This window comes from Variovorax sp. YR266 (assembly GCF_900107295.1).
Lineage (GTDB): Bacteria > Pseudomonadota > Gammaproteobacteria > Burkholderiales > Burkholderiaceae_C > Variovorax.
This window is the reverse complement of the sequence record NZ_FNPM01000001.1, coordinates 1153994-1175497: the sequence shown is the minus strand read 5'-3', so window position 1 is coordinate 1175497 and position 21504 is coordinate 1153994. Positions and strand designations below refer to the sequence as shown.

At 68.1% G+C, this 21504-nt stretch carries 20 protein-coding genes; 6 read left to right on the top strand and 14 right to left on the bottom strand.

What is annotated here, in order from left to right; all coding sequences use genetic code 11:
• Positions 1 to 11 precede the first annotated feature (11 nt).
• Genes BLW48_RS05465 through BLW48_RS05455 form a run of 3 tightly spaced genes read right to left on the bottom strand, consistent with a single transcriptional unit; the run spans position 12 to position 4596 of the window.
• A complete protein-coding gene (locus BLW48_RS05465; RefSeq protein ID WP_093173178.1) occupies positions 12 to 1220 on the bottom strand; it encodes an acyl-CoA dehydrogenase family protein in 1209 nt (402 codons plus the stop codon).
• A gap of 10 nt (positions 1221 to 1230) precedes the next feature.
• The gene (locus BLW48_RS05460) at positions 1231 to 2421 is read right to left on the bottom strand and encodes an acetyl-CoA C-acyltransferase (protein ID WP_093173176.1); all 1191 of its coding nucleotides are present in this window, start codon (positions 2419 to 2421) and stop codon (positions 1231 to 1233) included.
• A gap of 39 nt (positions 2422 to 2460) precedes the next feature.
• Positions 2461 to 4596, bottom strand: a complete 2136-nt coding sequence (locus BLW48_RS05455; RefSeq protein ID WP_093173174.1) for a 3-hydroxyacyl-CoA dehydrogenase NAD-binding domain-containing protein — start codon at positions 4594 to 4596, stop codon at positions 2461 to 2463.
• A 142-nt stretch (positions 4597 to 4738) separates the two neighbouring features.
• On the opposite strand from BLW48_RS05455, the gene BLW48_RS05450 reads away from it, so the two are divergent.
• A complete protein-coding gene (locus BLW48_RS05450; protein WP_093173172.1) occupies positions 4739 to 5638 on the top strand; it encodes a LysR family transcriptional regulator in 900 nt (299 codons plus the stop codon).
• 31 nt (positions 5639 to 5669) lie between these two features.
• Here BLW48_RS05450 and BLW48_RS05445 read toward each other — a convergent pair whose 3' ends face one another.
• The 3 genes from BLW48_RS05445 to BLW48_RS05435 form a co-directional block, all read right to left on the bottom strand.
• Positions 5670 to 7169 (bottom strand): sensor domain-containing diguanylate cyclase, encoded by a 1500-nt coding sequence (locus tag BLW48_RS05445; RefSeq protein ID WP_177142273.1) that lies wholly within the window; start codon positions 7167 to 7169, stop codon positions 5670 to 5672.
• An 89-nt stretch (positions 7170 to 7258) separates the two neighbouring features.
• Positions 7259 to 7849 (bottom strand): YbhB/YbcL family Raf kinase inhibitor-like protein, encoded by a 591-nt coding sequence (locus tag BLW48_RS05440; protein ID WP_093056363.1) that lies wholly within the window; start codon positions 7847 to 7849, stop codon positions 7259 to 7261.
• A gap of 32 nt (positions 7850 to 7881) precedes the next feature.
• Positions 7882 to 8220 carry a Rieske (2Fe-2S) protein gene (locus BLW48_RS05435; RefSeq protein WP_093173168.1) on the bottom strand — a complete coding sequence of 113 codons (339 nt, stop codon included), beginning with the start codon at positions 8218 to 8220 and terminating at the stop codon, positions 7882 to 7884.
• Between the two features lie 54 nt (positions 8221 to 8274).
• Between BLW48_RS05435 and BLW48_RS05430 the strand changes: the two genes are divergently transcribed.
• Positions 8275 to 8790: an ureidoglycolate lyase gene (locus BLW48_RS05430; protein ID WP_093173166.1), complete on the top strand. Its 516-nt coding sequence runs from the start codon at positions 8275 to 8277 to the stop codon at positions 8788 to 8790.
• 13 nt (positions 8791 to 8803) lie between these two features.
• Here BLW48_RS05430 and BLW48_RS05425 read toward each other — a convergent pair whose 3' ends face one another.
• The 8 genes from BLW48_RS05425 to BLW48_RS05390 all read right to left on the bottom strand — a co-directional run bounded on the left by BLW48_RS05425 (position 8804) and on the right by BLW48_RS05390 (position 17872).
• Positions 8804 to 9982 (bottom strand): amidase, encoded by a 1179-nt coding sequence (locus tag BLW48_RS05425; RefSeq protein WP_093173164.1) that lies wholly within the window; start codon positions 9980 to 9982, stop codon positions 8804 to 8806.
• A 29-nt stretch (positions 9983 to 10011) separates the two neighbouring features.
• Positions 10012 to 11022: an ABC transporter ATP-binding protein gene (locus BLW48_RS05420; RefSeq protein ID WP_256330700.1), complete on the bottom strand. Its 1011-nt coding sequence runs from the start codon at positions 11020 to 11022 to the stop codon at positions 10012 to 10014.
• A 61-nt stretch (positions 11023 to 11083) separates the two neighbouring features.
• Positions 11084 to 12124 (bottom strand): ABC transporter ATP-binding protein, encoded by a 1041-nt coding sequence (locus BLW48_RS05415; protein ID WP_093056359.1) that lies wholly within the window; start codon positions 12122 to 12124, stop codon positions 11084 to 11086.
• A gap of 310 nt (positions 12125 to 12434) precedes the next feature.
• Complete coding sequence (locus BLW48_RS05410; RefSeq protein ID WP_093056358.1) at positions 12435 to 13340, bottom strand: ABC transporter permease; 906 nt, start codon at positions 13338 to 13340, stop codon at positions 12435 to 12437.
• Between the two features lie 19 nt (positions 13341 to 13359).
• On the bottom strand, positions 13360 to 14313 hold the full coding sequence (locus BLW48_RS05405) for an ABC transporter permease (RefSeq protein ID WP_093078530.1): 954 nt from the start codon (positions 14311 to 14313) through the stop codon (positions 13360 to 13362).
• A gap of 31 nt (positions 14314 to 14344) precedes the next feature.
• Positions 14345 to 16006: an ABC transporter substrate-binding protein gene (locus BLW48_RS05400; RefSeq protein WP_093173162.1), complete on the bottom strand. Its 1662-nt coding sequence runs from the start codon at positions 16004 to 16006 to the stop codon at positions 14345 to 14347.
• Positions 16007 to 16095: 89 nt separating this feature from the next.
• A complete protein-coding gene (locus BLW48_RS05395) occupies positions 16096 to 16872 on the bottom strand; it encodes a 2-amino-5-chloromuconate deaminase CnbZ (protein WP_093173160.1) in 777 nt (258 codons plus the stop codon).
• A gap of 55 nt (positions 16873 to 16927) precedes the next feature.
• A complete protein-coding gene (locus BLW48_RS05390) occupies positions 16928 to 17872 on the bottom strand; it encodes a LysR family transcriptional regulator (RefSeq protein WP_093056354.1) in 945 nt (314 codons plus the stop codon).
• Positions 17873 to 18079: 207 nt separating this feature from the next.
• On the opposite strand from BLW48_RS05390, the gene BLW48_RS05385 reads away from it, so the two are divergent.
• From BLW48_RS05385 to BLW48_RS05370, 4 genes are read left to right on the top strand one after another with little or no spacing between them, the layout of a single operon-like run.
• On the top strand, positions 18080 to 18808 hold the full coding sequence (locus BLW48_RS05385) for a peptidoglycan-binding protein (protein WP_177142272.1): 729 nt from the start codon (positions 18080 to 18082) through the stop codon (positions 18806 to 18808).
• Positions 18809 to 18853: 45 nt separating this feature from the next.
• Positions 18854 to 19885, top strand: a complete 1032-nt coding sequence (pyrC, locus tag BLW48_RS05380; RefSeq protein WP_093078536.1) for a dihydroorotase — start codon at positions 18854 to 18856, stop codon at positions 19883 to 19885.
• Positions 19882 to 20706: an NYN domain-containing protein gene (locus BLW48_RS05375; RefSeq protein ID WP_093173156.1), complete on the top strand. Its 825-nt coding sequence runs from the start codon at positions 19882 to 19884 to the stop codon at positions 20704 to 20706. The genes pyrC and BLW48_RS05375 overlap by 4 nt, the downstream gene beginning before the upstream one ends.
• Entirely contained in the window at positions 20703 to 21455 is a 753-nt protein-coding gene (locus BLW48_RS05370) for a DUF3025 domain-containing protein (RefSeq protein WP_093173154.1), read from the top strand. The genes BLW48_RS05375 and BLW48_RS05370 overlap by 4 nt, the downstream gene beginning before the upstream one ends.
• Positions 21456 to 21504 lie beyond the last annotated feature (49 nt).

Below are 21504 nucleotides of genomic sequence, written 5' to 3'. Positions count from 1 at the left end.
TGCATGTCTCCTTACAGGCCCAGGATCATCTTGCTGATGATGTTCTTCTGGATTTCGTTCGAGCCGCCGAAGATCGACAGCTTGCGGTTGTTGAAGTAGCGCGAGGCGGCAGCCGATGCATAAGCTGGTCCGAAGGTCTCGCCCGTGAAGTCGTCCTTCAGCGCTTCTGCGATGAAGGGGCGGCCGTACACGCCCATCGCGCGGCGGGCCAGCGAAGAGATTTCCTGGCGGATCTCGGTGCCGCGAATCTTCAGCATCGAGCTTTCCGCGCCCGGCACGCCGCCGCCGGCCACCGCCGCGATCACGCGCAGGTTGGTGGTCTTCATGTTCTCCAGGTCGATCTCGACGCGCGCCATGCGTGCCGCGAAAGCCGGGTCTTCGGCCAGCGGCTTGCCGTTCTTGGTCTGCGTGGCGGCAATGCCCTTGAGCTGTTCGAGCGCTGCCACCGAGAAGCCCACGCCCGCGATGTTGGTGCGCTCGTAAGTCAGCAGGTATTTGGCGCAGGTCCAGCCCTTGTTCTCTTCGCCTACGAGGTTCTCGGCGGGCACGCGCACGTCGGAGAAGAACACCTCGTTGACCTCATGCTCGCCGTCGAGCGTGATGATCGGGCGCACTTCCACGCCGGGCGAGTTCATGTCGATCAGCAGGAAGCTGATGCCCTCCTGCTTCTTCGCCTCGCGGTTCGTGCGCACCAGGCAGAAGATCATGTTGGCGTGCTGGCCCAGCGTGGTCCAGGTCTTCTGGCCGTTCACGATGTAGTGGTCGCCCTGCGCGTCGATGCCGCGCACGGCCGAGGTCTTCACCGCTGCCAGGTCGGAGCCCGCGCCGGGTTCCGAATAGCCCTGGCACCACCAGTCGGCACCGTTCAGGATGCGCGGCAGCCAGTAGCTTTTCTGCGCCTCGTTGCCGTACTTGATGAGCACCGGGCCGAGCATGTTCACGCCGAAGGGCACGATGCGTGGCGCGAAGGCGAGGGCGCATTCATGCTCGAAGATGAACTTCTCGACCGCCGTCCAGCCCGGGCCGCCGTACTGCTCGGGCCAGTGGTTGGCCAGCCAGCCGCGCTCGTTGAGGATGGCGTGCCATTCCTGCATGTCGACCTTCTCGAGGATCTTGCCGCCGCGCACTTTCTCCGACAGCCGCACGGGCAGCTTGTCGGCCAGGAAGGCGCGCACATCGCTGCGGAAGGCTTCTTCTTCGGGGGTGAAGTTCAGGTCCATCGCAGGCTCCTCAATAGATTTCGAACAGGCCGGCCGCGCCCATGCCGCCGGCGATGCACATCGTGACCACGGCGTACTTCGCGCCGCGGCGCTTGCCTTCGATGAGCACGTGGCCCGTGAGGCGCGCGCCGGTCATGCCGAAGGGGTGGCCGATGGAGATCGCTCCGCCGTTCACGTTCAGAAGCTCCGACGGAATGCCCAGCTTGTCCTGGCAGTAGATCGACTGCGAGGCGAAGGCTTCGTTGAGTTCCCACAGGCCGATGTCCTGCACCTTGAGTCCGTGGCGTGCGAGCAGCTTGGGCACTGCGAACACCGGACCGATGCCCATTTCGTCGGGTTCGCAACCGGCAACTGCGAGGCCGCGGAAGGCGCCCAGCGGCTTGATGTTGGCGCGCTCGGCGTCCTTGGCTTCCATCAGCACGCAGGCCGATGCGCCGTCCGACAGCTGCGAGGCGTTGCCTGCGGTGACGAACTTGTCCTCGCCCATCACGGGCTTCAGCTTGGCGAGTGCCTCGTAGGTGGTGCCTCGGCGGTTGCAGTTGTCTTCCGTGGCGGTGACTTCGCGGTAGGTGACTTCCTTCGTCTCCTTGTCGGTCACGGCCATCGTGGTGGTGCAGGCGACGATCTCGTCCTTGTAGCGGCCGGCGATCTGCGCTTCTTCGGTGCGGCGCTGGCTCTCGGCGGAGAAGCGGTCCTGCGCCTCGCGGGTAATGCCGTAGCGCTTTGCCACGATGTCGGCGGTTTCGATCATCGCCATGTACAGCTCGGGCTTGTGCTCGACGATCCACGGGTCCATGCCGCTGTCGCCAGCATCGGTGGCGCTGCGCGAGCGGATCTGCGAGATGCTTTCGACGCCGCCCGCGATCATGGCCGGCGCGCCGTCCACCACGATGCGGCCCGCGGCCATCGCAATCGCCTGCAGGCCCGAGGCGCAGAAGCGGTTCACCGTGGTGCCGGCGATGCTGATAGGCAGGCCCGCGCGGATGATGGCCTGGCGCGCGATGTTGCGGCCGGTGGTGCCTTCGGGGTAGCCGCAGCCGAGGATCGCGTCCTCGATCAGCGCCGCGTCGAGGCCCGAGCGCTCGACCGCTGCCTTCACCGCGAAGGCCGCCAGCGTGGGGCCGGGGGTGATGTTGAATTCGCCGCGGTGCGCCTTGGTGAGCGGGGTGCGGGCGGTGGAAACGATGACGGCTTCACGCATGGGAATGTCTCCTGGACGGCTGACTGGAATGGACTCTGATTACTCGGATTGATTGAGGCTGGCGAAATCGGCGCCTTGCGCGACCAGCTCGACCAGCAGCGGCGAGGGCTTCCAGAAGATCGGGTCTTCCTTCGCAAACTCGCGGATGTCGGCCAGCACCTTGGGCAGGCCCACGGTGTCGGCGTATTTCATCGGGCCGCCGCGGTGGCGCGGAAAGCCGTAGCCGTAGAGGAAGGTCACGTCCACGTCGAGCGGGCGCAGGGCGATGCGCTGGAGCACGACGTTGGCGCCTTCGTTGACCATCGCGGCCATGTAGCGGCGCATGATTTCTTCCTCGGTGAAGGCGCGCGGCTTGATGCCCGCGCGTTCGCGCTCGGCATCGATGATGGCCAGCACCTCGGGGTCGGGCACGCCGGTGCGCGCGCCTTCGGGGTACAGGTAGTAGCCGCGCTGCGTCTTCTGGCCGAACCAGCCGCGCTCGCAGATGCGGTCGGCCACCTGCACGTAGCGCGCTTGCGGGTCGCGCGTGGCGGCCTTGCGCTTGCGCGTGGCCCAGCCGATGTCGCCGCCGGCCAGGTCGGACACCTGGAACGGGCCCATCGGGTAGCCGAAGTTGCGCACCGCTTCGTCGATCTGATAGGGCGAGGCGCCGTCTTCCATCATGTGGTCGGCGGCCTGGCGGTACACCGCGAGGATGCGGTTGCCGATGAAGCCGTCGCACACGCCGGCGCGCACCGGCACCTTCTTGAGCTTCTTCGCAAGCTCGAAGCCGGTGGCGACCACGTCGGCGCTCACCTTGGCGGGCACCACGATCTCCAGCAGCTTCATGATGTTGGCGGGCGAGAAGAAGTGCAGGCCCACCACGTCCTGCGGGCGCGAGATGCTGTCAGCGATCTGGTCGATGTCGAGGTACGAGGTGTTGGTGGCGATCACCGCGCCGCGCTTGCACACGCGGTCGAGTTCGGCGAACACGGCCTTCTTGACGCCCATTTCCTCGAACACGGCCTCGACCACGATGTCGACCTGCGCGAGCGCGTCGTAAGACGTGGAGCCCGAGAAGCGCGCCATGACGGCGGTCTTGGCCTCGGGCGTCATGCGGCCCTTCTTGATGAGGCCGTCGTACACCTTCTCCACGTTGGCGCGGCCGCGCGCGAGCTGGGCGTCGTCGCGCTCGATCATGGTCACTGGCATGCCCGCGTCGAGCATCGCCACCGCGATGCCCGCACCCATGGTGCCGCCGCCGATGATGCCGGCCGACTCCAGCGCACGCGGCTTCGCGCTCTTGGTCTCGGGCGCCTTCAGCACTTCGCGCTCGGCGAAGAAGGCGTGGATCAGTCCGGCGCGCTGCGGGCTGTCGATGCATTGCAGGAACAGCTTGCGTTCGAGCGCCATGCCTTCGTCGAAGGGCAGCGTGAGCGCGCCTTCGACGGCTTCGATGATCTTCATCGGCGAGAACAGGCCGCGGCTCTTCTTGGCGGTGTCGGCGCGCGCGGCTTCGAGGGCTGCGCGGCTGGCTTCCTTGTCGGCCAGCGCGCCGGCTTCGCGCGTGCGGCGCACCGGGGCCTTGGCGGCGACCAGCTCCTGCGCGTAGGCGAGGCCTTCGGCCAGCGCGTCGGCATCGGTGCCGAGGCGGTCGACGAGGCCGAGCGACAGCGCTTCCTTCGCGCCCGCATGGCGGCCGCTGAGCATCAGCTCGAGCGCGGGCTTCACGCCGATGAGGCGCGGCGCACGCTGCGTGCCGCCCGAGCCGGGCAGAAGGCCGAGCGCCACTTCGGGCAGGCCGAGCTTGGCCGTGGGCGATGCGAGGCGGTAGTGCGCCGACAGCGCCACTTCGAGCCCGCCACCCAGTGCGGCGCCGTGGATTGCGGCGACAACCGGCTTCGTGCAGTTCTCGATCTTCAGGCAGACCTCGGGCAGCGACGGCGGTTGCGGCGTCTTGCCGAACTCGCGGATATCCGCACCAGCGATGAAGTTGCGGCCCGCGCCGACGATCAGCACCGCCGCGGCGGCGCTGTCGGCCTCGGCCGCGTCGATGGCGCCCACGAGGCCGCGGCGCACATCCACGCCCAGGGCGTTGACGGGCGGGTTGTCGATGGTCACCACGAACACGTCGCCTCGACGCTGGAAGGTGACGGGTCCGTTGGACGTGGAGGGGCTGGGAGTTGTGGTGGCCATGTGCTTGCTTGTCTCTTTGCGTTGCCGAACCGTGCGGTTCGAGGCTCTGGGGGTGAACCCAGCATTCTTTGCCCGCTGCGCTGCTTTGACAATTGCATAGGCGGTTGACAGACTGTCAAAGAATTTTTGACACAATCGACCCATGGACCTCCAGTCGCTCACTTTGTTGGTGGAAATTCTTGACGCCGGCAACCTGAGCGCGGCGGCCCGCCGGCTCAAGATGAGCCGCGCCAACGTCAGCTACCACCTGAACCAGCTGGAGCGCTCAGTCGGCGCGCAGTTGGTGCGGCGCACCACCCGGCGCGCCGAGCCGACTGAAATTGGCCTCAGGCTTTACCAGCACGGCGTCGCCATCCAGGGCGAACTGCTGGCGGCCCGCGAATCGGTAACGACGCTGGGGCAGGGCCTGCAGGGCCGCGTGCGCCTGAGCGTGCCCAGCGGCTACGGCCAGCTCGTGATGGCCGACTGGCTGATCGACTTCAAGCGCCAGTACCCCGGCATCGTGCTCGACGTGGTGTTCGAGAACCGCATCGAGGACCTGCTGCGCGACGAAGTAGACATCGCGATCCGCGTGATTCCCGAGCCGCCGCAGAACCTGGTGGCGCGGGAGATGGGGCCGGTGCGCTATGTGGCGTGTGCTTCAACCGACTACGCGGCGAAGAACCCGCTGCCGGTGCAGCTGGACGCGCTGCAGGGCGCGCCGGTGGTCACCGCCGCCGTCATCGGGCGACAGCTGCGCGTGTCGGCCTACCAAGGCGAGACGAGGCGCGAAGTGATCCTGGAGCCGACGCTGATCTCGGAAAACTTCCTGTTCCTGCGCCAGGCCATCCTCGCGGGGCTGGGCATCGGGCTCGTGCCCGACTACGTGGTGCAGGAAGACGTGCGCAAAGGCGACGTCGTGACCACGCTCGACGACTGGCGCCTGAGCATCTTCGGCACGCAGATGTTCATGCTCTACATGCCGAACCGCCAGCACACGCGGGCGATCCGGACGTTCATCGATTTCATTCTGGAGCGGGTTCGGGTGCCGGTGCCGGAGTGAACTGGAGGCGCCGGCACTCGCATCGTGCCGGTCACGCGTGCCGCTGGTGTCTCTCCACGGTCTCGTAATGCCGTGACTTGTCGACATACATCGCCCGGTCCGCCCGCTGCAGCGCCACCTCCAGCGACTCGTCTCCGTGGCAGGTCGCGAGCCCGATGGCCAGGCTCAAGGCGTGGCCGCTTTGCCCCGCGTGGAACTGGTTGTTCATTTCGAGCAGCGTGAGGATGCGCTCGCGCATTGCCTCGGCGCCGCGCTCGTCGGTCATCGGCAGCAGCACCGCGAACTCGTCGCCGCCGATGCGCGCGGGCCAGGCCGGCGGGTCGACGGCCTTGTCGAGCACCTCGCCCATGCGGCGCAGCAGCGAGTCGCCGGCCGCGTGGCCTTCATGGTCGTTGATCTGCTTCAGGCCGTTGAGGTCGATGGCCACGATCGACACCGGCCAGGGGCCCTTGCGCGACAGGCGGTTCAGCTCTTCGGTGTAGTAGGTGCGGTTGCACAGCTGCGTGAGCACGTCGTGCTTGCCGAGGTACTCCAGATAGGCCTCGGCCTTCTTGCGCGCGGTGATGTCGACCAGCGACACCAGCACCAGGTCCCAGGTGCCCTGCCGGTCTTCCTGCACCGCGAACTGCATGTGGATGTTCAGCACCTCGCCCGACAGCGAATAGTTGAGCACCTCGCGATGCTGCACGGTCTTGCCGTTCCACAGGTCTTGCAGTTGCTCGGCGAACGATTCGCGCATCTCGTCGCGGAAGATGCGCGAGATGCTGCCCAGCAGCGTGGGCAGGTCGGGCGCGCCGAACATGCGAAGCGTCTCGTGGTTCACGTCGATGACGCGAATCTCCTGCATGCAGCGCGCGACGAAGTCGGGGTGCACCTTGATGAAGGTGGCGAAGTCGGTGATGCCGCGCGCACGGATGCTCTCGAGCAGCGAGCGCACCGCGCTGAAGTCTTCCACCCACAGCGACACGGGCGAGCGGTCGAACAGGCTGCGCGCGTACATGGCGCTCTCGTCGCGCAGGCGCTGCGCGGCCACGCGCTCGGTAACGTCGTCGAGCGACACCAGCACGCGGCTCCAGCTGTCTTCGTAACCCGGCAGCACGCGGGCACGCACGCGCACGTCGAGCCGCCGGCCGTCGAGCGCGTAGTTGACGGTTTCGCTCTCGAAGGTGAGCTGGCCGTGCCACAGTTGGTCGAGTTCGTGCACCACGGTGGCTGACATGTCGCCGCGGAACACGCGGTCCAGCGCGCCCAGCAGGGTCTCCTGGCTGTCGGCGGCAAAGAGTTTCAGCGTGTGCTGGTTGACCCGCAGCACCTTCAGCAGCGCCATGCAGTCGCTCACGCGCTGCGGGTCCGCATGCAGGTGCGCCACCAGGTTGGTCACGCCCTCGGCGCGCCAGCCGTCGAGCTTGCGCTTGAGGTCGCCGTAGTCTTCGATCCAGAGCGAGACGGGCGCCAGGTCGAACATGGCGTCGAGGTCGCCGATGGACGGTGGGGCCGAAGAGGGGGAGGACGCGGCAGCGGGCTGGGCCATCGATGAAGCTTTCGAAGAAGCGGCTGCAGCCATGGCTGACGAATGCCGGCGAACTGAAGCCTTAATTATTACTCGCGCACCCGCTGCATTCAGCGGCTGTAGAGGCCCACCACGCTCTGCCCGCCCAGTGCATGGCCCTTGAGCGCGGCCAGCAGGGCGTCGCGCGCAAGGCCTGCCGGCAGGCTGCCCGGCGCGAAGTCGGTGGCAACCACGGTCATCACGTAGTGGTGCGGCCGGTCGCCCACCGGCGGGCACATGCCGCGATAAGCGGGCGCACCGGCCACGTTCGGGCCCATGGTGAAGTTGAAGTTCGAGCCCGCCTGGCCTTCGCCCGCCTTGAGCTCGCCACGCTCGGCCGCGATGTTGTAGGCCACCCAGTGCGACACACCGAGGCCGGCCGCGCCATCGGGGTCGAACACCAGCACGGCGACCGACTTGGTCTTGGCCGGCAGGTTGCTCCAGGCCACGGGCAGCGACACGTTCTTGCCGCCGCAGTCGCCCGCGCCGGCGTAGTCGGCCGGAATGACGCCGTTGTCGCCGAAGGCGCTCGACGTGACCTTCATGCCCGTGAAGGCCTTGCCGCTGCCGGGCGACATGCCGGTGCAGCCCGCCATGAGGCCGGCGAAGGCGAGGGCCGTGACCGACAGGGTGAGGGGGTGAAGCCTGTTGTTGCTGCGCATATCTTTTTTCTCCTGGAGGGTTGTCTTCGTCTTCATTCGGCCTGGCCGAGCCACACGCTGCCGTCCGCTTTTTCATGCACCGCCAGCGGCGTGAGCCGTGCGCCGCGGCAGGGGCCGCCGACGCACTTGCCAGTGTCGGGCTCGAAGATGGCGCCGTGCCGCGCGCACATCAGGAAGCGGCCTGAACTTTCCAGCACCTGGCCTTCGAAATCAAGCGGGCCGCCTGCATGGGGGCACTGGTTGAGATAGCCGTGCACGCCGCCTTGCCAGCGTACGGCAAAGGCCTGGGCGCCGCCCGGTGCCGCGAACATGGCGGCGAGGCCGCCATCGGCAAGCGCCGGGGCGATCAACTGGGGCTCTGTCGTGCTCATGGCGAACAGTATCCCTCGCGTGGCGGAAGGCATGCTTTCTGCTGCAATTGCGGCATGAACGATTTTTCTCCCGCCAGCGCAGCGTTGCTCGTCGCGCAGCCGCTGACTTCCCATGCCTTTGCCCCGTATGGCACCGTGATCGAGGCACCCACCGGCGAGGGCCGGCCCATCAACGGAGGCAATGCACAGCGCTTCGACCTGCTCGGCGACCTGCAACTCGACGCCGAAGGCGGACGGCCGATGCTCGCGCTGTTCCGCGCACAGGCGCGGCGCTTTCCGCACGAGGTATCGGAGATGGAGCGCCACGCGCTCGGCAGCCAGACCTTCGTGCCGCTGGGCGACAGGCGCTTCGTGATCGTGGTCGCCCGCGCGGGCGAGGCGCCCACCTCGGCACAGCAACTCGCGGCTTTCGTCACCGACGGGCGCCAGGGCGTGGTGCTCGCGCCCGGAACCTGGCATCACGCGCTGCTGGCGGTGGATGCGGGCGACTTCGTGGTGATCGAGCGTGCGGGAGGCGGCGTCGATTGCGACGTCTGCTTTCTTCGGCGGAGCGGCAGCGTGCAGTTCTGAGGCTTGGCCGGCCTCAGCCCGCGAGGCGCTGCGCCAGCGCAACCAGCGATCGGTCCGACCCCGCCGGTCCGAGCAGCGAAATGCCCAGCGGCGCACCGTCGCGCGAAGCCAGCGGCATCGATAGCTGCGGAAAGCCCGCCAGGCCCGCGATGCACAGCATGCGGATCGCGCGGTTGCGGTAGTCCTCCAGCGCGGCTTCGCTGTCGCTGCGCAGCGGTGCGATGTCGGGCATGGTTGGCATCAGCAGCACGCCGTCGGTGCCAAGCAGCGCGGCCAGGTGCTCGCGAAACGCGGTGCGGAAGGTGCGGCCCGCTGCAACCTGCGCATCGGTCACTTCGCGCGACCACGCAAAGCGTTCGGCCACGCCCGGACCGAGCGGCGGCGCGTAGCGTTCGATCAATGGACCATCGGTGAGCCAGGCCTCGCGCGACTGCAGGTAGCGAAAGTTCCAGTACATCGTGTCGAAGGATTCCAGCGCCACCGTGGTGCCCTTGGCGGCACCGAGCAGGCCCTGCACGCGGTCGGCTGCGCCCTTCAGCGCTTCGATTGCGGCGGGCACGGCCAGCGCCCAGACGTCGTCGGGCCGCAGCAGCCGCACGCGTTCGGGCAAGGCCGCCGCATCGGCGCCCAGCAGCACATCGGCCACGCGCGCGAAGGTGCCGATGTCGCGCGCGAACCAGCCGCAGGTGTCGAAGCTGGGTGCGAGGTCGAGCGCGCCTTCAAGGCTCACGCGGCCGTGGGTGGGGCGCAGGCCGTACAGGCCGCAGTGGTTGGCCGGCGCGCGCACCGAACCGCCGGTGTCGGTGCCCAGCGCGAAGTCGCACAGGTTCGACGACACGGCCGAGGCCGAGCCAGAAGACGAGCCGCCGGTAATGCGCGTGGGTGCGCCGCCGTTGATCGGCGCGCCGAAATGCGCGTTGTTGCCGTTCATCGAGAACGCCAGTTCGTCGGTCACGGTCTTGCCGGCAAAGCGGGCGCCGGCATCGAGCAGCTTCTGCACGGTCGGCGCGGTGCGGGTCTTGATGCCCGACATCGCCAGCACGATGGGGTTGCCGCCGCCCGTGGGGTAGCCGGCCACGTCGAACAGGTCTTTGGCGGCAAAGCTCAGGTCGGCCAGTGGGCCGGTCGCAGCGCGCGGCACCGGCGCATCGGGGTACGGAACGAAGGCGTGGGCGGGGTCGTGCAGATGCATGGCGGTGAACGGTTTGTGGAGGTTGTCAGTCAGGCGACGAGCACCGGCGCAATGGCCGCCGCCGCATCGGTGTGGATGCAGCGCACGCGGTGGTTCGGCGCGAGCTCGACCACCGGTGGTTGCGCGGCGCGGCAGGCGTCGCTTGCGAGCGTGCAGCGTTCGGCAAAGGCGCAGCCGGGCGGCAGCGCGGACAGGTCGGGCGGCGCGCCGCCGATGGTTTCGAGCCGCGTGCCGCGCGCCAGCGCACCGTGCGCGCGGCTCTTGAGCAACGCGATCGTGTACGGATGGCGCGGCGAGCGGATCAGCTCGCGCGCAGTGCCTTCCTCGACGATGCGGCCGGCATACATCACGGCGATGCGGTCGGCCACCTCGACGGCGGCGCCGATGTCGTGCGTGACGAAGATCACCGACAGCCCCAGGTCGCGCTGCAGCTCGCGCAGCAGCAGCAAGATCTGAATTTGCACCGTGGCGTCGAGCGCAGTGGTGGGCTCGTCGGCCAGCAGCAGTTGGGGCTTGCAGGCGAGTGCCAGCGCGATCATGGCGCGCTGGCGCATGCCGCCCGACATCTCGTGCGGATAGGCCTGCAGGCGCCGTTCGGGGCTCGGGATGCGCACGCGCTCGAACAGCGCCAGCGCACGTTGTTGCGCCTCGGCCTGCGTGACGGATTCGTGCCGGCGGATCGACTCGACGATCTGCGCACCCACCGAATACACCGGGTCGAGCGCCAGCAGCGGCTCCTGGAAGATCATCGACGCGACCTTGCCGCGGAAGTCGGCCAGCTCGCGCTGCGACATCGCGAGCACGTCGCGGCCGGCCACCTGCACCGTGCCGCCCATGCGGGTGCGGCGCTCGGGGTGCAGGCGCAGCAGGGTGCGCATGGTCACACTCTTGCCCGAGCCCGATTCGCCGATCAGCGCGACGACCTCGCCGCGCTGCACTTCGAGGCTCACGCCGCTGACGGCGTGCACCGGCTTGCGTCCACCGCTGAAGGTAACGCTGAGGTCGCGCAGGCGGACCATCGGTTCGTTGTTGTCGCTCATTGGGGTACCTTCGTGCTTCGCACTGCGGTGCGAGCTTGCTTGGGGCGGCCCGGCGCGGCGCTCATGCTGCCTGCCTCTGCGTTTCGATGGCCATCGGATGCCCGCTGCCGGCTTCGTGGATCAGGCAGCTCACCGCATGCTGCGAACCGGTGACGATGCGTTCGGGCACGACCTTGGCGCACACCGGCGCGGCCAGCGCGCAGCGCGGATGAAAGCGGCAGCCCGAGGGCGGGTTGATGGGGTTCGGCGGATCGCCCGCGAGCGCGGCTTCTTCTGTGCGGTGGTCAGGGTCCATCGACGGCATGGAGGACAGCAGCGCACGCGTGTAGGGGTGCGCGGGCGCGTCGTACAGCGCATCGGCCGGGCCGATCTCTGCCACCTGGCCCAGGTACATCACCATGACGCGGTCGCTCACGTAGCGCACCACGTTGAGGTCGTGGCTGATGAATACGTAGGTCAGCCCGAACTCGGTCTTCAGGTCGAGCAGCAGGTTGATGACCTGTGCTTCCACAGACTTGTCGAGCGCGGAGACGGCTTCGTCGAGGATCACCATGCGCGGCTGCAGTGCCAGTGCCCGCGCGATGTTCACGCGCTGCCGCTGGCCGCCCGAGAGTTCGTGCGGGTAGCGTTCGGCAAAGCGCTGCGGCGAGAGGCCCACGCGAGCCAGCAGGTCGCGCGCCCGTTCCACCGATTCGCGTCGCGATACGCCGTGCACCTGCGGGCCGAAGGCGATCGAGTCTTCGATGGTGAGGCGCGGGTTGAGCGAGGCGTAGCTGTCCTGGAACACCATCTGCACCTGGCGGCGGAATTCTTTCAGCGGCAGGTCGCGGCTGCCGACTTCGCGGCCGTCGAACACGACTTCGCCGCGTGTGGGTTCGATGAGCTGCATCAGCAGGCGGGCGGTGGTCGACTTGCCGCAGCCCGACTCGCCGACCACGCCGAGCGTTTCGCCCTTGAGAACTTCGAAGTCGACGCCATCGACCGCGCGCACAACGCCTCCGCCGCGGCCCAGTGGGTCTTTCTTCAGGGGGAAGTGCTTGACCAGGCCTTTGATTGTCAGGAGCGGTTGGGCTGGGCCGCCGATGTCTTTGGGTGCGTCCATTTTTGTTAGCTCCTGTCCACTGCGTTCGGGGTGCGTGCGAATGACACCGGGTACTCCCCTCCGCGAATGTCCCCCGCCTTCGGCTCCTCCTTTATTTCGCTGCGGGGAGCACCCGGTGCCATTCGCACATGGGCGCGGCTGTGGTGCTGGCCGATCAACCACCGCTGCGAACAACGATCACGCCGATGGGGTGCCTTGCGCAGCGAAATAAAGGAGGAGGCCGAAGGCCGGGGGACATTCGCGGAGCAAGGTACCCCGTCGGCGTGAGCGCGCCCTGAAACGCACTGCATCGAAGAACAGAATTCCATGCTCACCCCTTGTTGTCCATGGCGGACCGAAGCCCGTCGGACAAGATATTGAAAGAGATCGAAGTGATGAAGATCATCGCGCCCGGCAGCGCAGCGACCCATGGCTGCACATAGATGGCGGTGCGCAGCGTGTTGAGCATCAGCCCCCACTCGGGCTCCGGCGGCTTCACGCCGAGACCGAGGAACGACAGGCCCGAAGCCAGGATCATCGACACCGCGATCAGGCTGGTGGCGTACACGAAGATCGGGCCGAGCACATTGCCCAACACGTGCACGCGCACGATGGTGAAGGGGCTGGCGCCTGAAGCGCGCGCCGCTTCCACGTAGTCGCGGGTGCGTACCTGCGTGGTCACGCTCTCGGCCACGCGCGCTATCTGCGGAATGAACACGATGGTCAGCGAGATCAGCGAATTGACCACCCCCGCGCCCAGCGTGCCCGACAGCGCGATGGCCAGCAGCACCGATGGGAAGGCGTAGAACACGTCGATGGTGCGCATGATCAGCGTGTTGGTCAGCCCGCCCGCGTAGCCTGCGACGATGCCGATGATCGTGCCCAGCACGAAGGCGCACAGCACCGGCGTGATGCCGATGAACAGCGACAGCCGCGCGCCGACGATGAGGCGCGAGAGCATGTCGCGGCCCAGCTCGTCGCTGCCGAAGGGCAGGCCCTCGGTGCCGATGGGCTTCAGGCGCTTGAGCATCGACGACTGGTATGGGTCAGACGGCGCGAGCCATGGGCCGAAGACTGCGAGCGCGATCAGCAGCAGCACGACGATGGCCGCGCCCACGGCGACCGGGTCGCGCCGGAAGCGCAGCCACACCGAGGCCCAGTAGCCGCGCGAGCGCTGGGCCGGCAAGGGTTCGACTGCGATTGCGGAAGATGAAGAGGCGGGAAGCACGGTGGACATGGCTTGGCGGCTTTCTTCTTCAGGCGCGCGCGATGCGCGGATCGAGCAAGGTCTGCAGCACGTCGACCAGCAGGTTCAGCAGCACGAAGAACAGTGCCAGCACCAGGATCGTTCCCTGCAGCAGCGGCAGGTCGCGCTGGAAGATGGCCGAGTTCAGCAGGAAGCCGGTGCCCGGCCACGAGAACACGGTCTCGATGAGGATCGAGCCGCCGAGCAGGTAGCCCAGTTGCAGGCCCATCACCGCCAGCGCCGTGGGCGCCGCGTTCTTCACCATGTGGCGGAACACGCCGAGGTGCGTGAGCCCCTTGGCACGCAGCCCGACAATGAACTCCTGGTCGAGGATGTCGGCCACCAGTGCGCGCACGGTGCGCGCGATGATGCCCATGGGAATCACCGACATCGTGAGCGCCGGCAGCAGCAGGAACTGCAGATGCTCCCAGTCCCAGGCCCAGTCGTCGGAGCCGCTGGGGCCTGCGCCGGTGGCCGGCAGCCACATGAGCTGCGACGAGAACACGATCACCATCACCATGCCCAGCCAGTAGTGCGGCACGCTCACACCCAGCACCGAGAACATCGAGGCCAGGCGGTCGACCCACGAGTTGCGGAAGTAGCCCGCCACAAAGCCGAACAGGCAGCCCAGCACGAAGCCGATGAAGGTTGCCACCACCGCGAGCCGCAGCGTGTTGCCCACGGCGGTGAACACCTCGCCGGCCACCGCGCGGTTGCTGGCGATGGACACGCCCAGGTCGCCGTGCATCGCGCGCCACAGCCACATCGCGAACTGCTCGGGCAGCGAACGGTTGAAGCCGTAGAGCTCGCGCAGCTGCGCCTGCAGGTCGGCGGACGCATCGGGCGGCAATATCGACACCAGCGGATCGCCCGGCGCGATGTGCACGAGCAGGAAGCACACGAGGGCCACGCCGATCATGATCGGCACGGCGTAGATCACGCGGCGCAGGAGGTAGGCGAACATTGGCTGGCTCGTGGCTGGCTGGAAGAAACGCTCAGTCCATCGTCATCGTGGCGATGTCGATGAACCAGCTCTTGGGCTGCACCACATTCTTGACCTTGGCCGACATGGCGCGCGGACCGACGTCGTGCGCAATCCACACGAAGGGCGCGTCGTCAACGATGTGCGTGTGCAGCTTGGCGAGCGCGGCGTCGCGTGCCTTGTCGTCGAAGCTGGTGCGCGCATCGGCCACCAGCTTGTCGACCTCGGGGCTGCCGTAGTAGCCCCAGTTGTTCGACACCGGCGGGAAGGCCTTGGTGCTCACGAAGCGCACCATCGCGAAGAACGGGTCCATGGCCGCGAAGCTGATGTTGACCGCATTGGCGCCGTTGGCCGACGGGTCCTTCGCGCCCTTGCGCCAGTTGGTGAACAGCGTGTTCCATTCGATCACGTCGAACTGCACGTCGAAGTAGCACTGCTTGAGCGACTGCTGCGCGAACTCGTTCATCGGCAGCGGCTGCATCTGGCCCGAGCCCGATGCCGAGATCTGCACCTTCACCTTGATCGGCTTGGCGGCCGAGTAGCCGGCCTGCGTCATCAGCGCCTGCGCGGCCTTCACGTCGTACCTGATGTCGAAGGTGGGCTTGCCGAACCACGGGTGGCCCGGCGGCACCGTGCCCTTGGGCTCGGCCATCATGCCGCCCAGCAGCTGCTTCATGCCGCCGCGGTCGATGCACAGGTTGGCGGCCTGGCGCACGCGCTTGTCGAGCCAGGGCGAGCCTTCGGCGAACGAGAGCTGCCAGGGCCACACATGGGGCTGTGCATTCGAATAGATCTTGAAGCCGCGCTGCGTGATCTGCGCCATGGCGTCGGGCGCGGGCGCCTCGATCCAGTCGACCTGGCCGCCCAGCAGCGCGGCGGTGCGCGCGTTGGCCTCGGGCATCGGCAGCATCACGACCTTGTCGATCTTCGGCACGCGCCTGGCGTCCCAGTAGGTCTTGTTGGCGGCCAGCTCCAGCCGCTCGCGCGCCACGAAGCGCGTGACCTTGAACGGGCCCGAGCCAGCGGGGTCGGCGGCGAAGGCGGTCCAGGCGGCCTTGGCCTTGTCGGCGGGCGTGGCGCCGGCGGCGGCATCGAACTTCTTCTGCCAGTGCGCGGGCGATGCCATGAACAGGTTCGTGAGGTTGATCGGCAGGAAGGCGTCGGGCTCGCTGGTGGTGAGTTCGACCGTCGTGTCGTCGATCTTGCGCGCCGACTTGAGCGTGGGCATGCGCGAGGCCGTCACGCCGACCTGGCTGGGGTCGAACTGCGGGGCGTCCTTGTCGAGCACCTTCTGCACGTTCCACACCACGGCGTCGGCGGTGAAGGCCGAGCCGTCGTGGAACTTGACGCCGGGGCGCAGCTTGAAGACCCACTTGGTCTTGTCCTTGGCGTCCACTGCCCACGAGGTGGCGAGGCCGGGAATCAGCACGCTCGGTGCGTCGGCCTTCGACAGGTCCCACTGCGTGAGCGAGTCGTAGATCGGAATGCCGGTGAAGCGATTGCCCTCGAAGCCCTGGTCGGGCTGGCCCAGCGTGCGCGGAATGTCGGCTGCCGTCATGGCGATGCGCAGCGTCTTTTCCTGGGCCATCGCATGGGGCGCGGCCAGGGCCAGGATGGCGAGTGCCGCGCAGGCGGCCAGGGGCTTCAGGAACAGGGCAGGGGCAGCACGCTTCACATGGAACTCCGTTGGGTGGAATGGCGGAAAGGACGAAAGGAAACTCTCAAGCACGACATGTGCCAGCAGGCGGTCAGTCCCTGCCTGGCCTAGGGCCATGACAGCGCGATCTCGCGCCTTGCGCAGCGCAGGTCCATCTCGACTTCCATGTCCACGATCGGCGGGCGCGCGAGGTGCCAGGTCAGGCCGGTGGTGAGCGCGCCGCGCTGCACGATTTCGTCGAACACCAGCGCGCCGATGTCATGCACCGTGTAGGCCTGCACGGCCGCGGCATCGCGCCAGCCGAAGCCCAGCACGGCCAGGCGGCGTTCCATTTCAGTCATCACGTAGCCGAGCTTGGCGCGCAGGCCCTCGGGGCTGGTGTCGCCCAGGCGGACCATCACCTCGCGGTAGCTGGCGTGGCCGTCGGGCGCTTCGCCGCCGCCCGAGACCACGAAGCTCGGCGGCCCGGCATCGTCGTCAGCCGGCACGGTGTACGAGAAGGCCTGGAAGGCCGGCGTGGCCGGTGCGCCGACGCGCGGGCACACGTTGGTGCGCGCCACCGGGTTGTGGTCGCCGCGCAGCAGCTGCCAGCGCTCGAGCGTGCCGGCATAGATGCGGTTGAAGTCGTGAAAGCCGCACTCGGAGAACGGCGCGGGCGAGCGCAGTTCGCAGGCGCACAGCGCGGTGAGCGGCCGGCCGATGGCGCGCAGGTGCGCCGCGATGGCGTCGAAGCCGTCGGCAAGCGGCACGGCCTGCTGGAAGCGCACCCGCTCGATGGCAAAGCCGGGCAGCGCCGCCACGCCGGCGGAATACTGGAACACGCCCTTCGCGTAGCGGTAGCCGCCTTCGGGGAACGCAGTGGTTTCGGTGCTTGTGGTTGTCATGCCGTCTTTCCTCGTCAGCGCCCAATGTAGGGAGCGACGAGGCCGACGGGAAGGCTCATTTCTGCACGCGCGTGTTGCCGGAATCAGAACGCGGCACCGCGTTGGAGCCGTAGCGCCCCATGCTGGTGGCCAGCATTTCGAGCAGTGCGCGCGACGCCGGCGACTGGCGCTGCCCCGGCATCGTGAGCAGGCTGGTCGCGGTGGCGGCAAAGTCGCGCTCCTGCAGCGGCACGGCGCACAGGTCTCCGTTCGACACCTCGTGCAGCGCCGCATAGCGCGGCAGGAAGGTGATGAGATCGCTGTTGCGCACCACGCCCTTGGCCATGTCGAGCGTGCTCGTCTCGATCACCAGGTCGAGCGACACCTGCGTCTTCGATGCGATGCGGTCGACCAGGTGGCGGATCTGGAACGAGCGGTCGGGCAGCGCCACGCGGTGGCCTTCGAGTTCGCGGAACGACACGCTGCGCCGCCGCGCCAGCGCATGCGTGGGCGCGACGATGGCGCACAGCGGCTGCTCCAGCCGCGCATGTTCGCGGAAGGCGTGGCGCTCGGGCAGGTTGAAGGCCAGCGCGATGTCGATGCGGCCTTCCTGCAGCGCTTCGAGCACCGCGCGCGAGCCCACCACCGAGGCCTGCAGCTTCACCTGCGGATGCCGCTTCTGGAAGCGCGCCAGGTTGTTCGCAAGGAAGTGGCTGACCATGCCCTCGATGCTGCCGACGCGCACTGTGCCGACGGGCTGGCCGATCAGCTCCTGCAACGCGCCGCGCAGCGCCTCGCTGTTCTGCAGCACCTGGTCGGCGTGTGCGAGCACCAGCTCGCCGGCCGGCGTGAGGGTGGTGCGGTTGGCGCGGCGGTCGAGCAGGGCGGTCTGCAGTTCGCCTTCGAGCTTGGCGATCTGGCGGCTGATGGCGCTCGGCGCCACGCCCAGTTGCTCCGCGGCGCGGCGCAGTGAGCCGGCCTTGGCGGTCTCGCGAAAGTAAAGCATTGCCGTGGACAGCATGGCGGTTTCCTGTTTTCTTGTTCTCGCAAGGCCTGGGCCGGCCGAACCTTCGGCCGAATGGCGCAGCACGTCAAGCAACGGGCGTGCCCCGGGCCAAGCGGGGTCGCCATCCCGGATATGCCGTCCGACCGATGGACGCGGCGGAGCCCGTTTTTGACAATGCAACCGTTTGCACCGACAGTCTGTGGGGCGAAGGGAACAGAACCGATGACAACACTGACGCAGGGTGCACGTGGCGCCGACGTTCGCAGATTGCAGGAGGCATTGAACCGGAAGCTCCAGCCGAACCCCGGGCTCGTGCTCGACGGCGACTACGGCCCGATCACCCGGATTGCGGTGCGCCGCCTGCAGGCCGCGAACTGGCTCGCCGAAGACGGCGAGGCGGGCCCCTGCACGCAGAACCTGGTGTTCGGCAACGAGTGCCACGCGCCGATCCTGCACCCTGTTGCGCTGATTCCGCAGCCCACGCCCGGCCAGTGCTGGGCCGCCTGCACGGCCATGATCACGCGCTCCAACGTGCAGGCGGTGGTGGCGCGCACGCCCACCGAGCTGATCGCCGACGACGGCGGCCTGCGCACCTTCGCGAATGCCGACGACGCCATGACGGCCGATGCGCTCTTTGCGTCCGCGCACGGCCTGGCGGTGCGCCCGCCGGCGCCCTGGTCGGTCGGCCAGTTGCGTGCCGCGCTGCAGCACGGGCCGCTGATGTTCGATCTGCCGTGGGGTGCGAGGGGGTATGCCGCCGGTGTCGGCCGTCCGGGCCACATGGTGCTTGTCGTGGGCATTCGCGGCGACGACGATCCCGGCGGGCGCGGCACCACGCTGCGAATCTTCGACCCCTGGCCGCCGGGCAAGGGGGCGCGCAGTTCGGTCAACCACGTCAAGTGGAGCCAGCAGGTGCCCCGGAACGCCTGTCGCGTGTTCTCGCATCCGTAGCCCGGTGGGAGGGCGCCAGGGGGGCGATGCGACAATCCCAGCGCCATGACAGACACCCTCACGATCACCCGCCCCGACGACTGGCACTTGCACGTGCGCGATGGCGCCGCCCTCGAAGCCGTCGTTCCCCACAGCGCTCGCCAGTTCGGCCGCGCGCTGATCATGCCCAACCTTCGCCCGCCCGTGACCACTGCCGCACAGGCCGTGGCCTACCGCGACCGCATCCGCGCCGCCGTGCCCGAAGGCACGGCCTTCGAGCCCGTGATGTCGCTCTACCTCACCGACAAGCTGCCGCCCGAGGAGATCGCGCTGGCAGCCGAAGCCGGCGTGCGCGCGCTCAAGCTCTACCCGGCCGGCGCCACCACCAACAGCGATGCCGGCGTGACCGACATCCGCAAGACCTACAAGACGCTCGAAGCCATGCAGAAGCACGGCCTCTTGCTGCTGGTGCATGGCGAGGTGACCGACCCCGCCATCGACCTGTTCGACCGCGAAGCCGTGTTCGTCGACCGCGTGATGATTCCGCTGCGCCGCGACTTTCCCGAGCTGAAGGTGGTGTTCGAGCACCTGACCACGAAGGAAGGCGCCCACTACGTGCGCGACGCCGATCGCTTCACGGCAGCCACCATCACGGCGCACCACCTGCTGTACAACCGCAACGCCATCTTCACCGGCGGCATTCGCCCGCACTACTACTGCCTGCCTGTGCTCAAGCGCGAGACGCATCGCGTGGCGCTGGTCGAGGCAGCCACCAGCGGCAGCGACCGCTTCTTCCTGGGCACCGACAGCGCACCGCACCCGGCGCACCTGAAGGAGCATGCGCTGGGCTGTGCCGGCTGCTACACCGCGCTCACGGCCATCGAGCTGTACGCCGAGGCCTTCGACAGCGTGAATGCGCTCGACAAGCTCGAAGGCTTCGCGAGCTTCCACGGCCCCGACTTCTACGAACTGCCGCGCCACACCGACACCATCACGCTCAAGCGCGAAAGCTGGACCGTGCCGGAGACCGTGCCCTACGGCGACGCCACGCTCAAGCCCTTGCGCGGCGGCGAAACGATCAACTGGAAGCTCTCATGACACCGACGCTGCGCGTGATGTTGCTGATCGACGCCGACAACGTCTCGGCCGATGTGATCGAACAGGCCGTGCAGCGCACGATGGATGAATACGGCGCCATTCACGTGCGCCGCGCGTATTGCAACGCCGAGATGGCGGTGAACCGGCAGGCGATGTTCAAGCGGCTGTCGGTGCGGCCGATGGTGAACCTGTCGGCCGGCAAGAACAGCACCGACATCGCGCTGTCGGTCGACGCCATCGACCTCGCCATCAACGAGCGGCCCGACGTGGTGGTGCTGGTGTCTTCCGACTCCGACTTCGCGCCGCTCGTGATCCGCCTGCGCGAAAAGGGCTGCCGCGTCTGCGGCATCGGCCAGCAGGGCAAGACGGGCGAAGAGACGGTCGGCGTGTACGACGCCTTCATGGACCTCGCGCACCACGCCGGCACGAAGCCCGCGGTGCGCACCGCGCCGGCGAAGAAGGCGGCTGCGGCCAAGTCTGCACCCGCGAAGACCGCGCGGGCCAAGGCGACGCCTGCGGCCAAGAAGGCCGCGGCCAAGACGCCGGCCCGCAAGACGGCGAAGGCCGTTAAGGCCGCGCCGCCACCGCAGCAGCAACAGCAACCGCAAATCTCCGAAGCGGCCGAATTCATCCTGCAGGCTGCACCGGCCTTGCGCAGCGGCAACGACGTGCCGCTCAACGACGTGGCAAAGGCCCTGCGCACGGCCGGCCTGCTCGGCAAGCACGGCAGCTCGCTCAAGCTTTTCGACAAGCTCACGTCGGAGTTCGCCGTGATGCAGCACCCTGACCGCATCCGCTGGACGGGCGCGCCCGCGCCTTGACCCTGCCGGCGGTTGATTGGGCGCAGCCCTGGCTGGCGCCTTATCGTTCGAGCGGCGTCGCGGTAGAGCAGGCCGCACGGCACGCCGGGGTGGCGGCCGCCCTGCAGGCAGTCAAGCCCGCGCAGGCGCCCGATTTCGTACATCAGGACGCGCTGCCCGCAGGCCAGGCCTACGAGGCCCACATCTTCCAGACCCGCACCGTCCCCACGCGCGACAACCTGCACGATTTCTTCAACGGACTCGTGTGGCTCGCCTTTCCGCAGACCAAACGCCGGCTCAACGAACTGCAGGCGGCCGAGATCGCGCGAAGCGGCGTTGCCGCCGTGCGAGGCCCGCTGCGCGATGCGCTCACGCTGCTCGACGAGAACGGCGCAGTGCTCGATGCGCCACCCGCGCTCTGGCAGGCGCTGATCGCGCGCGACTGGCACACGCTGTTCGTCACGCAACGCGGGCTGTGGAGCGAGGCGCGCCTGCTGCTCTTCGGCCATGCGCTGCTCGAAAAACTGGTCACGCCGCGCAAGCCGATCACCGCACACGTACTGCTGACGCACGACCCGAGCGGCCCGGCGGCGTTCGATGACGCGCGCATGGCGCAGGCGCTCGACGCGCGGCAGCTCGAACGCAAGCCCTTCGTGCCGCTGCCGGTGCTCGGCGTGCCCGGCTGGTGGGGCGGCAACGAGGCGGCGGCGTTCTATGCCGATCCGCAGGTTTTCAGGCCCTTGCCGGGCCGGGGAATACCAGGGGCATAGAACTTTTGCTCCTATCATGGCTCTACCGGCTGCCGCCGACCGGAGCGCC